The organism is Bacteroides faecis (genome assembly GCF_020091505.1).
GTDB classification, from domain to species: Bacteria; Bacteroidota; Bacteroidia; order Bacteroidales; family Bacteroidaceae; genus Bacteroides; species Bacteroides faecis.
Genome location: NZ_CP081916.1, coordinates 3044408 through 3059158, shown reverse-complemented (window position 1 = coordinate 3059158; position 14751 = coordinate 3044408). Strand labels below are relative to the sequence as shown.

Below are 14751 nucleotides of genomic sequence, written 5' to 3'. Positions count from 1 at the left end.
AACAAAGTGTGGACAACATAAATTAAGAATCATATTCAATGAGATTACATTTGCAACAGTAAAATAACACTTTTAATAATTATAAAACCTAATAAAGTATGAAGAACATCTTCTTTATTTGCATTTGTGCCCTATTCGCATTTACCGGATGCACAGATGACGATGATGAACTATTGGCAAATGGAGACTCTAATATTAATTTGCTTCCGAATCCCCAGCCGAATGACGTAATTAATGAAAAGTTATTCGATGTAATCAACCTGGATTATCCGGGACTGGAGAAAGTGAAAGAGTATTATGAAGCTAATGAGTATTATTACGCTGCTCATGAGTTATTAAAATACTATAGAAACAGAGCGGATATCAATAATCCGAATATTAATCTGATTAACCCTACTATCACTGCTTTTGATCAGAATATAGCCGATCAGGCACTGGAACATAGATTCTATGTACGTAATTTCAAGGAAAAAGAAGAAAATGGCAAAGAAGTCTATTATTCATTTGATAAAGACAAGAAAATAGACTGGACTTATGTGCCTACTGAAATTACCGACCAGGAATTTAAATCTCAGACTCACCGCCACCAATGGATGCTTCCACAGGCTAAGGCTTACCGTGTGAACCAAAATGAGAAATATATCCAATCATGGATAGAGGTTTATAGCGACTGGCTGAATACTTTCCCTTGCCCGGAAGGAACGGTAAGCAAAGATGCAGTTCAGTGGTATGGTCTGCAACCTGCAGAAAGGGTGCTTGACCAAATCGATATCATGCCTCATTTTATTCAATCCACCAATTTTACTCCTCAATGGCTTTCAACATTCCTCGTTGCCTTTGCCGGTGAAGTAGAATGTATTCGCAACAATTATTATACTGATGGCAGCAATATCTATGTAACTCAGGTACAAGCCATTACCACAGCTGGTATTTTAATGCCCGAGTTCAAAAATGCGGAAGCATGGTTGAGTGAAGGTTCGCAAAAGATCACAGAACAGATTACCGCACAATTTCTGGAGGATGGAGTTCAAAATGAGCTGGACCCAAGTTACCATATCGGAGTAGTTGCCGGCTTCTATAATATATATAAAATCGCTCAACTTAATAACAAGCTAAGCTTATTTCCTTCTACTTACATAGAACAGTTGAGAAAAGCAGCCCGCTTTGTTATGGATATCATCTATCCGGATTATACAATTGATAACTTCAACGATACACGTTCTGCTTCCTATACTAAAAACGTATTATTGAGAAACCTGAGACAGTACTCTGAAATGTTCCCGGATGATGCAGAAATGAAATGGATGTCAACAGAAGGCAAGCAAGGAACAACACCTGCCGGCCTGGTACAGATATACGACGCTTCCGGCTATTATATGTTGCGCAGCGGATGGGGAAAAAGCTCAACCATGATGATTCTGAAGAATAATAACAATCCGGATAACAAATGGCATTGCCAACCCGATAACGGAACATTCGGTATCTATCGCAACGGACGTAATTTCTTCCCGGATGCCGGTGTATACTCTTACGGAGGAACAAGTGCAAGTAATGAAGACCGCAAAACATTCCTCGCAACTAAGAACCACAATACAATGACAGCTCTAAGTGCAACAATTGCCGATGGATATATGAAAGGTGAATTCCTTAAGCATGAAACTAAAGGGAACACACAAATTCTGGTCACTCAGAATCAGATCAAAGCCGGTCTCACTCACCGTCGTGCCGTATTCTTTGTAGATAAAGAATTCTTCGTACTGGTAGATGAAGGATACGGAGATGGCAACAAAGACAAAATCAACCTGAATTTCCATCTTTGTTCAAGCGAAGCCAATGAAACTGTATATGATGATTTGTCCGCTTCTTACCAATATGGCGCACATACCACATTTGCAAACAATAATATGCTGGTTCGCACTTTTGCTGAGACTAACCAAGATTTCGACAAATCAAATGTCAGTTCTGACGTTTCCAATAAATTAGGAGAGAAGAATGCGTCACGCAAAGGGTATCAATACACGATACGGAAACCACAGAATGGAGCAGCCCGCTTTATTACTGTAATCTATCCATTCGAAGCTGTTTCTACACTTGACAAACTGACTATGGATGCTCAGTTTACCGATAATTCCAGCGAAGATGCAGGTACATTCCATACAAACGGTGCTGCTGTAGAAGTGACTATCAATGGCAAGAAATACGAACTGTCTTATACTTTATAATTTAATATACCTAAGAAAAAATGAGATCTAAATTACAAAACATTACTTCAAGATTCCTGGCAATCTTAATGGTAGTTGGGTTGTGTGTCACGAACTCCTCCTGTACGGACCCGGAGACAACTGACTCTACCAAGTTTGCGCTTTTCTATGCCGGTATCACTGACATAGGCCCCTCTATGAGTTTTAATTTGGACGCTCCTACTTATATTGGAGGTGCTCCTTCTGATTTTGCAATAACACGCGTAACTCTGAATGGCGAAACTTATGATACAAATAGTTTTGCAATAGACACAAATACAGGATCAATTTCACTTTCCAATACAAGCGAATTGCCTGTAGGACTATATACCTTAAGTGTATCTTGTTATTCTAATGGTAACTATTATGAATTTAAGGATATTGTAACGATTAATATGATGAAGCCGGTACCGGATAGTATCAGTGTAGAACCTAATAAAATAAGTGCAGAGTTTGCTGACATCATAAGTACAGAAAGCACAGTAGAGTTACCTACTGCACAAGTTACTACTGAAGGTGATCATATCTCTATTCAGAAATATATCATTGCCAATGTACGTAAAGACGGAGTACTGGTTGAGGAGAATGATTTCTTCACTATTTCCAGTACAGGTGAGATTTCTATTGTCAAAGGTGAATCTAAAATTCAACCGGGCAAATATGTACTTGATTTAAAATTAACCACAGCAATTGTAGACGAAGCAGCAGAAGAAGGTATCTTTGAAAATGCCATAGAAATAGATATAACTTCTAAACCTTTAACGTTGACTTATACTCCAAACACGGTCAAAGTAGAAGAAAATGCTCAAAATATATCTGCTGTACCGACATTAGTCGGCTCTTCCGAAGGATTGACTTATGCTATCAAATCAGTAAGCCCGACCTCCTCTTCCGTTACGATTGATCCTGTGACAGGAGTTATCACACTGGCAGCCAACAATCAGATGGAAATCGGCACTACCTGTGAAGTATCCGTAACTGTAACGAATCAATACGGAAGTACTGATTTCGAGAACGCATATACAATGACTATTGTAGAGTTTATTAATCCTATTACCAAATTCGAATACAGCGACACAGAAGAACTCATTCAAGCGACTGCTTTTGAACACCCCGTTAAGACAATAGATGGAGATGAAGTCAGCTTCTCATTTGTCAATCTGGACTCTAAATTAAGCGATTTGACTATCGATGCGACTACAGGTACAATTTCTGCTAAAAAAGGAAATAACATACCGGTAGGTCAACATACAGTTACTGTTTTGGCTAAAAACAACAAAAGTGAATTGCAGTCTTCTTTCAAATTAAATATCAAAACAAATCCATATTATTTCACTTATGTGCATTGGGGAAATAATTTAAATCTTTCACCTGCTCAAAATTATGCAAGCCAATATAGAGTTACATCCAACAACGCTCTGCTTTCTTTATCTATTCCAGTAGCAGAAACAGATATACCGGAAGGTGTAGAAGTAGAATGGACTATTGATAATAGCAGTTCCAGTATATCCGGAGGTTCCATTGATGAAAATGGTACGATTACCTTCACCGCAGGATGGACAAACGCTAAAGTTCTTATGATCCTCGTTAAAGCAACTACAGGTAAAGGTACTGCAGGTGAAATAACCATCAAGACTCCTGTATTTATCCATTGCTCGAGTGCTGTAGCCGGAGTTACAGTGAATTATACTCCATTCGTATTCCAGGTGAATCCACGTACCGGAGGAAGTTCCGTAGCCCCCACAATAACAGGTACAGACTTAAGTACATTTATTGCAGACTACCGCCGTACCTTTAATTACTATAATATCAATGGACCTGCAGAACACAAAAATGGTCAACCGGGTAGTGGTAATGACACCTTCATGTACAGCCTTTGGAAAGCATATTATGAGTCAATTGGAGTTGCAAGCGTAAATACCGGACAGAAGTGGCCGTTATCATATTACGACAATACCTCCAGGCTTGCCGCACCATTAGGATATGTAGATGCAACCAACAACTGTGCTGTTAAAATCAACCCAAACAAATGGCAGAATGAATATGGCTATGCTAACGGAGTAATGATTGGACAGATGACGTTCGTAACAGATGGTAATTCAGGTGGTGTCAGCAGCGGATCACAAATGTTCCCATTGGCAATCTGGTTTGATACGAAATTCCAATAACGAAATAAATATATATCATAATGAATACATATAAATCTATAGTGAACACATTGAGCAAAAGAGGGTATCTCACCCTCTTGGCTCTCTTGATAGCAATCACCTCCTTCGCTCAGGAAATTACAGTGAATGGTACGGTGCTCGACGAGACTGACACTCCTTTAATTGGAGCAACCATCCAGATAAAGAATACTCAAAAGGGTGTAATCACAGACTTTGACGGAAAATTCTCTATCAAAGCAAACAATAATGCAACATTGGTAGTCAGCTATATTGGTTACCAGAATCAGGAAATCAAACTGAAAGGACAAAAGAACCTGAACCTCAAACTTATTCCGGACAATGCTATGCTGGACGAAGTGGTAGTCGTAGGTTATGGCAGCATGAAAAAGAGCGACTTAACCGGCTCTGTTTCTTCCGTGGCAGCCAAATCTATCGAAGGTTTTAAAACCGGATCCGTAGTAGAAGCCCTCGGAGGTCAGATTGCCGGTGTACAAATCACCCAATCGGATGGTACTCCCGGTTCTGGTTTTGATATCAAGATTCGCGGTGTCGGCACAGTAAACGGAGATTCTTCTCCGCTTTATATCGTCGATGGCTTTGAAGTGAGTGATATTGACTACCTTCCTAATTCTGATATTGAATCAGTCGAAGTATTAAAAGATGCTTCTGCATCAGCTATTTATGGTGCTCGTGCTGCCAATGGTGTAGTTTTGGTCACTACAAAATCCGGTAAAGAAGGAAAACCAGTTATTACTTATAACGGCTCTGCCACTTATCGTAACATTCCTAAAAAACTGGATATGTTGAGCACATATGAATTTGCCGCATTACAAGTAGAACTCAATCCGACTAAATACGGAACAACCTACTTTCAGGAAGGAAATGATGCTGACGGAGTACCTTATCGTCATCAAACTCTGGAAGATTATCTAACCGATCCGGGAATTGACTGGCAGGGTGAATCGTTCAAGCCGACTTGGTCTCAGAACCACGATTTCAGTATCAGTGGCGGTACAAAAGAAACTAAGTATGCTGCCTCCTTCTCACATTTCGATGAAAATGGTATCTTCACAAACAGCGGTTATAAAAAGAATGCAGGTAAATTGCGTATCAACCAAAAGATTAATAAATTCATTACCTTCGATGCCACTATCAATTATGCAAATACTGTGAAAGAAGGTATCGGTACTTCAGGTACCGGAGGAACACTGAATATGCTATCTAATATTCTGCGCTTCCGTCCTACCGGAGGTAACAGCGTTACAAACGATGAACTTCTGAATTCTGTATTCGACCCATTGGAACTAAGCGAGAACACAACTTACTCACAAATTAACCCGATCAAACAGGCTGAAGCTGTAAAAGACCGGAGACAATCTGAGTTGTGGGGAGCCAATGCCTCATTGACTGTCCAATTGATGAAAGATCTTACGTTCAAAGCATCTGCCACCTACAATACAACGAATACAAGAAGAGATATCTTCTATGGTGAAGACTCCAGCCAGGCATACCGTAGCGGTGGTGTTTATGGTTCTACACAAATGCAGAAAGACTTGCGTTGGCAGAGCAGTAATACATTGACTTACAGAAAGAAGATCAATAAGAAAAATACATTTGATGTCATGTTAGGACACGAATTCGCATTCAGGAGTTCAGAACTTCTGTATGGACAAGCTAAAGACTTCCCATTCGCAAATCTCGGTAACGACAATTTAGGAATAGGAGCTACTCCTAGTAGTGTATCTACTTCCAGAAGTGACAAGAAACTGTTATCCTACTTTGCAAGAGGTAATTACAATTTCGATAACCGTTACCTGTTCACTGCTACCGTTCGTGCTGACGGCTCTACGGTATTCTCTGCAAAAAACAAATGGGGATATTTCCCGTCATTCTCTGCTGCATGGCGTGTATCGGAAGAAAAATTCATGAAGAACATTACTCCGGTATCAAATCTTAAACTCCGTCTCGGATGGGGTACAGTAGGAAATGACCGTATCACCAACTATCTGTCTATGGATTTGTATACATCGAGCAAATATGGACTGGGACAACAAATGGTAACTGTACTGAATCCGAAACAACTGGCTAACAAAGACCTGAAATGGGAAGGTTCTACTACTGCCAACTTAGGTATTGATGTGGGTCTTTTCCAGAATCGCCTGAATCTGACAGCGGATTTCTTCTTAAAGAACACCAAAGACCTGTTGCTTGAACAAAAACTTGCTTATGTAACCGGATTCAACTCACAATGGCAAAATATCGGTAAAATTGAAAATAAAGGTATCGAATTGAATATCAATTCTACTAATATTCAAACCCGCAATTTTTTATGGCAGACAGATTTCAATATTTCATTCATCAAGAATACATTGAAAGCGTTACAAGATGGAACATCATACATACAGTCGGCTACTAAGTTCAACAGTAATTTCAACGGAAATGACTATATCTCAATCGTAGGATCTTCTCTTGGACAGATGTATGGATATGTTTTTGACGGTATATACCAAACTTCTGACTTCAACATGCTCCCTAATGGTACTATGCAACTGAAGCCCGGAGTAGCAGACATCAGCAAACATGCAGGAAAAACAGCAGTACCGGGTATGGTGAAATATAAAGATATAGACGGAGACGGTATCATTACGCCTGACGATCGTACTACCATCGGAAATGGCCAGCCAGACTGGTATGGAGGTATCACCAACACTTTCAATTATAAAAATATTGATTTTAGTTTCATGTTCCAGTTCCAGTATGGCAATGACGTTTATAATGCGACACGTATGTTTAATACACAATCGCAAGACGAACGCAGTAACCAATTGGCTGAAGTTGCCGACCGGTGGACTCCGACAAACGCTTCTAATCGCGTGCCTTCTGCGAAAGGGTATGTGAAGTATGAATTATACTCACGCTTTGTTGAAGACGGTTCGTTCCTCCGCTTAAAAAATGTAACTTTAGGATATACACTTCCCAACAAGTGGACCAAGAAAGCATATATCAACCGCCTACGTGTGTATGGTACGGCCCAGAATTTATTCTGCCTGACTAAATATAGTGGTTATGATCCGGAAGTGAATATGAAAAGCAGCCCGCTCATGCCAGGATTCGACTGGGGTGCTTATCCAAAAAGTAGAGTATTTACATTTGGCGTAGAAGTTCAATTCTAAACAAAAAAGACAATGAAAAAATTCAAATACTACTTATGCACATTAGCCTGTGCAATCACCGTTTCATCTTGCTCGTTAGATGAAACCAGCTATACAGAAATTGAGAAAGGAAACTACATGAAGAATGCAGCAGAAGCTGAGAATGTGCTTCTGGGTGTATATCGTGACATGGTTCAGGATGGTATTTACGGTTTCCACTTATCCTTGTATTTTACTATTCCCAGTGATATAGCCAAAGTAACGGGTAATAGTACTGACGGACTCCGTCTGATTCCTTCTAATGCTTATACCAGTTCACAGACCGAAATCGCAACGACATGGGCTAACCTGTACAGTGCTATCTATGATGCGAACGATTTTATCGAAACACTGGGACAAAAAATAGGAACCTATGACGAAGGCAACTACAAGAAAGCAGCTGTTTATATGGCAGAGGCGCGTTGTCTGCGTGCCATGTACTATTTCGAGTTAGTACGCTGGTTCGGAAATGTAGCATTGATTACCAATACGGCTCAATCCCGTCAGCATCCATCTACCTTCACACAAGCTGATCCGGCAGATGTATACAAATTTATAGAAGCAGATTTGCAATATGCCATCGACAACCTGCCTTATGCAGTAGATGATAATATACGTTCCGACAACAGTTTCCGTCTCTCCAAAGGCGCCGCACTCGGATTGTTGACTAAAGTATATGCTACTTGGGCAGGCTACCCTGTACATGATACAAGCAAATGGGAAAATGCAGCGAAGACTGCTAAAATTCTGGTCGAATCGGGCAAACATCATCTGCTTTCCGACTTCGAACAATTATGGAAGAACACTTGTAATGGCGTTTGGGATGGAAACGAGAGTCTGATCGAAGTAAGTTTTTATGCTCCAACTGTTACCGGAGTATCAGCTAATGACCCTTGTGGACGTATTGGCAAATGGAACGGTGTACAGGCAAGCGGTATCAGAAGCGTTCGTAATGCCGGTAACTGGCGTGTTATCCCAACTTTCCTGCGTGACTGGAAAGATCGTGAAAGCGATAACAGATGGAAGTATTCTTTTGCTGATTACAAATATGGTAAAAACACCGAAACCGGTGAAGACGGAGTCAAGCTCGTAATCAATACTAGCGGCAATATTGAAGACGCTATTAAAGACGACGCAACAGACGCATTAAAGAAAGCGTATATCGATAACGTATGCCCGAGAAAATGGGATACAGAAGAATATGTGAACAGTGCCAACTACCTGGTTGATGCCAATCTTTCCAACATTAACTGGTACATATTGCGTTATGCCGATGTATTGCTTTTATATGCCGAAGCTTTGAATGAATGGAAACAAGGACCGACCGATGAAGCGTATAAAGCTATCAATATGGTACGCAGACGCGGCTTTGGTCTTCCGGTAGAAACCGACAACAGTGCTTCAGACTTATCCGGAATGTCTTATACCGAATTCCAGCAAGCTGTACGTAATGAACGAGCTTACGAACTGGCATTTGAAGGACATCGCCGACAAGATCTGGTACGCTGGGGAATCTATTATGAAAGTATCAGAAAAACATCTCAAGATTTAGTGGATTGGTATAGTGGCGGTTACGGATATTATGTTTGTGTCGATTATACCAAAAAGAACAAGAATGAGCTACTCCCCATACCACAACAGGAAATGGATATATGTACTCAATTTGATCAAAACCCGGGATGGTAAATAACCTCACCATAATATAATATGAAAGCGTTACCGAAGAAATCCCCTTTCTTTCGTAACGCTTTTATTTAATCATTCAGTCCACAGATTTCTATATACCATGAAAAAGAATATTAGCACAGCCATTCTTCTGATATCTTTAGCTATCAGCCAATCGGCATTCTCTCAAATCTATTCATTTGAGAATGGAATAGTACCCGAAGATTGGAAAGCGGATAAAGGGACGCTCAGCATCTCCTCCGAAAAATATAAGTCAGGTACTCAGTCACTCCAAATCAATTGGAAACAAGGAGATATCCTTACCATCCCCTCACCTGCCGGTATTTCCGAAGCATGCAAAAGTAAAAATGGAGGTATGAATGTATGGATTTATAATGAATCCCCCATCAAAGAAAAGATAGTCTTTTCTTTCAGAAATGAGGCTGAAAAAGAAGTATGCCAACTCCCCTTTCTACTCAATTTTAAAGGTTGGCGATGCATTTGGGCTAAATTTCAAGGAGACATGAATATGCCATCTAAAAGTAGTATTCAGTCTGTCGAAATACAATTTCCGCAACATACCAGAAAAGGAGTCACTTACATCGACCTTTTAGAATTTACACCTAAAGTTTCCTGGCAGAATATGTCAGATGCACAATATAAAGTGAACCGTACTGACTACAGCTTAATTCCCGATTTTACAGGCTATAGAAATGCTATTCCAAAAGTAGAAAAAGTAATCACAGATAAAGATGATCAGATTACGGTAATTACAAACAGACTAACAGCATGGTATCTTGGCAGCGAACAGCAATCATCCGAAAAGTGGGTGAAAATGAGAAAAGAAAATGAAAAGGTATTTATTCAAAATGGCCTGAAAGCTGCTCAAAAAATTAAAATACAATATAATGAAGATCGTACTCCTAAGGGAGAGCCATTATTTCCAATGGGTGCACCCAGTACCATAGATGGAATAGAAGCCAAGAAATTCAGAACAATCAACGAAAACATCTTGCTCCCGTTAGCACTGGATTACCGTAAAAATAAAAATGCCCAAAGTCTTAAAAAAGCACTTTATATTTATGACTGGTTCAACGACCAAGGTTGGGCAGACGGTAGCAGCATGGGAACCTTATGTTTTGAAAAGCTGAGAAGTTCGGGCTATTTTCATTCATTCTTCCTGCTGAAAGATCAATTATCTCCTGAACAATTAGAGCGTGAACTTCAGTCACTAAACTGGTTTACCATGTTCGGAATATGCTATCAACTTCCTTCGCACCCGGGCGAAGTAGCAGACAACCTACGCGCGCTGGCTATTCCCAAACTAATATATGCTCTATCACAAAACAAAATACAAGAAAGAGAAGTTGCCCTGACCGCATTCAAGCATTATATGGATAACGCATTAGGTATTGCACCGGGATTCTTCGGAACGTTCAAAGCCGATTTCTCCGGCTATCACCACAGAGGGCCTTATAATAGCGCCTATTACCCTCATGCACTTTACGCAGGTGCATTAATCGCCTATTTGTTACACGATACTCCTTATGCACTGTCTGAAACGACCTTGCATAATCTGAAACAAGGATTATTGACTTTCCGTTTCTTTTGTGCCGGTCTGGATGTACCTGCCGGAACAGTCGGACGCTTTCCGAAAGGACAACAGATTCTAGAGACTTTGTTACCAGCATTTGCCTATACCGCTCTGTCATTTAAAGAACCGGATAAAGAATTGACCGCCGCTTTTAAACGAATACTGGAATCCAGTGATAATAAACAGGCCATTACAGAATACATCAGCAATGTGAACTCCAATCTGGCATATACCAGCACCGTAGGAGAAATTGAGTTAATGGCTCAATTGGCATCAACTTCCATTACCAAAGAAAAACCTGTCACCGGTACACTCTTTATGCCTTATTCCGGATTATTGGTTGCCAAAGACAGTCTTTTCCATTTTAATATCAAGGGATTCAGCCGCTATATATGGGACTTTGAATCTTCTGCTACAGAAAATACCAAAGGACGTTATCTGGCATATGGTCAAATAGAATATTTTGACTTAAAAAACAGACACAAATCCTTTAACCCGCAAGAGCCTGACTTTGACTGGAATTATATTCCGGGAGCTACTACTAAAGTATTACCTGATAAAATATTACAAGATAAAGGTGGTTCCAGTTCCGGACATCGCAATTTCTCTGATGAAACATTCTTAACAGGGGTATATGCTTCTGATAAAAACGCCATGTTTTCTTTCAGAATGCACGACATCACATATGATCAATCATTCCGTGCCAACAAATCTGTATTTGTATTCGAAGATTTTCTGTTTTGCCTGGGCTCGGATATCCAAACCAAAGATAAAAGATATCCGACCGTGACTACATTGTTTCAGTCATTCAGCAGAAATACCGGTGAAGAAAGAATACCGGAAGGATATATCCTGACAGACCCTTCACTCATGTATGCAGTTAAAGGAGGAGCCGTCCGAACATCTTGTGAGGGATCACATACACGAGCTTATATAGAACACGGGAATGCTCCGGAAGCAGCTAAATATCATTATTATATACTCAAAAATAAAAACAACGTATTAGCCCGTCAGTTATTGTCCAATGAGAGTCCGATAGAAGTGATAGCTCAAGATAATGATGCGCATATCGTTACTCATAAAACGAAAGAAATCACATGCGGCGCTCTCTTCAATGCACAGAAGACGTATGATGGGCAACTGGTTTCTCAAGTGAATATTCCGCTTTCTTATATACTGGAAAAGCAGAAAGACAATTCATTTAAACTCTCTGTCTGTGAACCGGATATGAGAAGAATATCTCATGCACATATGGGGCTACTGACGGAAGAGGACGTGATACAACAAGAGAAGCCTTATGATACCCGGCTGACAATCAATGGACTATACAATGTGAAAAGTCCTCAAAAACCAGTGGAAGTATCCCTCGACAGGGAAAAGGATAAAACCTATATTACCATTTCTACTATCCGTGGGGAAAACTATACGCTTTTATTACAACAAGCTGATAATTAATATGAAGAATAGATTAATAACATTGTTTATTGTTTCCCTTGGCATAGCAGGTACCAATGCTCAAAACCATCTGACACTCTGGTATAAGTCTCCTGCAAAAGCATGGGAAGAGGCATTGCCTGTAGGAAACGGACGTCTGGGAGCTATGATTTTTGGAGATACTCAAAAAGAGAGAATACAATTCAATGAGAATACTCTTTATAGCGGAGAACCGGAAACGCCCAAAAACATAAATATAGTACCTGATCTTGCTCATATACGCCAGTTGCTCGGTGAAGGGAAAAATGCAGAAGCAGGCACCATCATGCAAGAAAAATGGATTGGCAGGCTGAATGAAGCTTACCAACCTTTTGGAGATTTGTATATCGACTTTGATTCCAAAGAAGCTGTTACAGATTATATGCACTCGCTGGATATGGAAAATGCAGTGGTTACAACTTCTTATAAACAAAACGGCGTAGACATAAGCAGAGAAGTTTTTGCATCCTATCCGGCACAAGCTATTGTCATACATTTGAAGTCTTCCAAACCTGTTTTAAATTTCACCGCCTATCTGGCTTCACCACATCCTGTAACCAAGGAGTCCGATTCGCAAGTAGTTTATCTGAAGGGACAGGCACCTGCACATGCCCAGCGGAGAGACACAGACCACATGAAACGCTTTAACACTCAACGTTTGCATCCGGAATACTTTGATGCTTCAGGACACATCATACAGAAAAAACAGGTGATTTATGGAAACGAAATGGATGGAAAAGGCACTTTTTTTGAAGCATGTCTACTTCCAACCCATAAAGGCGGACAATTGTCCATTTCAGACAATCAGATCACTGCCCGGAATTGCAGCGAAGTGACTCTCATGTTGTATGCAGCCACCAGTTATAACGGACCACGTAAAAGTCCGAGCAAAGAAGGAAAAAATCCGCATCAGGCGATCATGAACTATCGGAGAATCAGTGAGGGAGAAACCTACAAAGAATTAAAGAGGCAACACACCACCGACTATCAGGCTTTATTCAACCGAGTATCTTTCGATCTTCCTGCGAATAAACAGCAAAAAGAATTACCTACAGACGAACGATTAAAAAGATTCAAAGATGAAGAAGACCAGGCACTGATCGCACAATTATTTCAGTTTGGACGCTATTTAATGATAGCCGGCTCCCGGGGTGAAGGTCAGCCCTTAAATCTGCAAGGTCTATGGAATGACCAGATATTGCCTCCATGGAACTCAGGCTACACTTTAAATATCAACCTGGAAATGAATTATTGGCCGGCAGAGGTCACTAATCTATCAGAATGCCACCAACCTTTATTCAAACTTATTGAAGAGATAGCAGATAAGGGAAAAGATCTTGCGCGTGATATGTACGGTCTGAACGGCTGGGCTATTCATCATAATATATCTATTTGGAGAGAAGCATATCCGTCAGATGGATTTGTATACTGGTTTTTCTGGAATATGTCCGGTCCATGGTTATGTAATCATCTGTGGGAACACTATTTATTTACTAAAGACGCCAATTTCCTGAAGAAATACTATCCGATACTTAAAGGCGCGGCCACTTTCTGTTCCGAATGGTTAGTCGAGAACAGCAAAGGTGAACTGGTAACCCCTGTCAGCACTTCTCCCGAGAATGCTTATCTCATGGGCGACCATACTCCGGCATCCGTTTGTGAAGGAAGTACAATGGATATAGCCATTATCCGCTCTTTATTTTCAAATACCATTCAAGCGGCAGAAATACTTCAGACCGATATGGATTTCCGTTCTGAGCTAATCAAGAAAAGGAATAAACTGAAAAAATACCAGATCGGCAGTAAGGGACAACTACTGGAGTGGGATAAAGAATACAAAGAAAGTGAGCCACAACACCGCCACGTATCCCATCTCTTTGGATTGTATCCGGGATGTGATATTACAGATAGTACTCCAGAAGTATTTAAAGCAGCACGAAAATCTCTGGATGACCGTGGAAATAAAACTACAGGATGGAGTATGGCATGGAAAATCTCTCTTTGGTCACGTCTATACGATTCTTCGAATGCTTATGAAGCATTGAGTAATCTTATCAATTACATTGACCCTCATATGAAAGCTGAAAATCGGGGTGGACTATACCGCAATTTATTGAATGCGCTTCCTTTTCAAATTGACGGGAATTTCGGGGCAACTGCCGGTATTACGGAAATGTTATTGCAAAGTCATAAAGGAAATATCCATCTGCTTCCGGCCTTGCCTTCAACCTGGAAAGAAGGAAATATCAAAGGACTCAAAGCAAGAGGTGGATTTACTGTAGATATGGAATGGAAAGAAGGAAAAATAACAGTTGCAAACATCACCAGTCCATATGAACAGACCGTCGAAATTGTTTATAATAACAGTATAAAAAAGACTCATTTCAATGCAGGAGAAAGAAAAAAGATCTCATTTTAAA

At 40.2% G+C, this 14751-nt stretch carries 6 protein-coding genes; all 6 read left to right on the top strand.

Annotation, left to right across the window (positions count from 1 at the left end; translation table 11 throughout):
• The first annotated feature begins 98 nt into the window (after positions 1-98).
• Positions 99-2222: a heparin-sulfate lyase HepC gene (gene hepC / locus K6V30_RS11740; protein WP_055271183.1), complete on the top strand. Its 2124-nt coding sequence runs from the start codon at positions 99-101 to the stop codon at positions 2220-2222.
• A gap of 20 nt (positions 2223-2242) precedes the next feature.
• Entirely contained in the window at positions 2243-4408 is a 2166-nt protein-coding gene (locus tag K6V30_RS11735) for a surface glycan-binding family protein (protein ID WP_224207295.1), read from the top strand.
• A 20-nt stretch (positions 4409-4428) separates the two neighbouring features.
• On the top strand, positions 4429-7581 hold the full coding sequence (locus tag K6V30_RS11730; protein WP_055271187.1) for a SusC/RagA family TonB-linked outer membrane protein: 3153 nt from the start codon (positions 4429-4431) through the stop codon (positions 7579-7581).
• Between the two features lie 12 nt (positions 7582-7593).
• On the top strand, positions 7594-9285 hold the full coding sequence (locus K6V30_RS11725) for a RagB/SusD family nutrient uptake outer membrane protein (protein WP_010537303.1): 1692 nt from the start codon (positions 7594-7596) through the stop codon (positions 9283-9285).
• Between the two features lie 100 nt (positions 9286-9385).
• Entirely contained in the window at positions 9386-12313 is a 2928-nt protein-coding gene (locus K6V30_RS11720) for a chondroitinase family polysaccharide lyase (RefSeq protein ID WP_055271189.1), read from the top strand.
• Between the two features lies 1 nt (position 12314).
• Positions 12315-14750: a glycoside hydrolase family 95 protein gene (locus tag K6V30_RS11715; protein WP_055271191.1), complete on the top strand. Its 2436-nt coding sequence runs from the start codon at positions 12315-12317 to the stop codon at positions 14748-14750.
• Position 14751 lies beyond the last annotated feature (1 nt).